Origin of the sequence: Cellulomonas bogoriensis 69B4 = DSM 16987 (assembly GCF_000767165.1) — a bacterium.
Classification (GTDB): domain Bacteria; phylum Actinomycetota; class Actinomycetes; order Actinomycetales; family Cellulomonadaceae; genus Actinotalea; species Actinotalea bogoriensis.
In genome coordinates this window covers 1-911 of the sequence record NZ_AXCZ01000373.1, presented here as the reverse complement: position 1 = coordinate 911, position 911 = coordinate 1, and the positions used below count along the sequence as shown (strand labels likewise).

2 pseudogenes are annotated in these 911 nt (G+C 75.4%); both read left to right on the top strand.

Going from position 1 to position 911, the window contains the following annotated elements:
- Positions 1-310: pseudogene (locus N869_RS18120) on the top strand (alcohol dehydrogenase); the annotation flags it as partial.
- 80 nt (positions 311-390) lie between these two features.
- Positions 391-911: pseudogene (locus N869_RS15500) on the top strand (hypothetical protein); the annotation flags it as partial.

Here is a 911-nt window from a genome sequence, read left to right as displayed (position 1 = left end):
CACCGCGGTCGCGTCCGTGCTGAGCCTGCGCCGCCGCGGCCGCCACGTGCAGGCAGGTCTGCTGCTCGGCACCCACGCCCACGCCCCCCTGCCGATGGGCCGGGTCATCGCCTGGGAGCTGCAGCTGTTCGGCAGCCACGGCATGGCCGCCCACGACTACCCGCCGATGCTCGGCCAGGTCACCGCCGGGGTGCTGCGCCCCGAGAAGCTCGTCACCCGCACCGTCCCCCTCGAGCTCGCCCCCGCCGCCCTCGAGGCGTTCGGGCGGGCGGTGGGCACGCCCGGGATCACCGTGATCACCCCCACCTGACCGTTGCGCCCCCTTCCCTCGGTTAGCGTGGCCCCTGCGCAGCCACGTCCCGGTGGCGCAGGGCAGAGGACGAGGTGGCCGTGAGCGAGTCGGACGTGCTGAGGGCCCCGGACGAGCTGCGCCGGCTGGACCAGTGCGCCCAGGAGCGCATCGACCGCCCCGGGGCGGTCCAACCCCACGGGCTGCTCCTGGCCGTGGACCCCGGCACCGGCGCGGTGGTGCAGGTCAGCGACAACGTCGCGACCCTCACCGGCCGGCCGGTCCAGGACGTGCTGGGCCACGGGCTCGCAACCCTGGTGGGCGTCGACGCCGCGCAGGCGATCGCCCGGGCCAGCGAACGTGACCTCGCCGAGCCCGCCGACCCCGTCCCGGTGGAGCTCTGCGGCTCGGCCATGGACGTCCTGGTGCACCGCAGCCCGGACGGGCTGCTGCTGCTGGACCTCGAACCCGGGCACGACCGCGGACCCGAGGCCTGGCTGGCGACCCTGCACGCGGTGATGCAGCGCCTCGCGGTCGCCCGGACCGTCGAGGAGCTCCGCGGGCTGACCGTCGACGCGGTGGCCGACCTGCTCGGCTACGACCGGGTGATGATGTACCACTT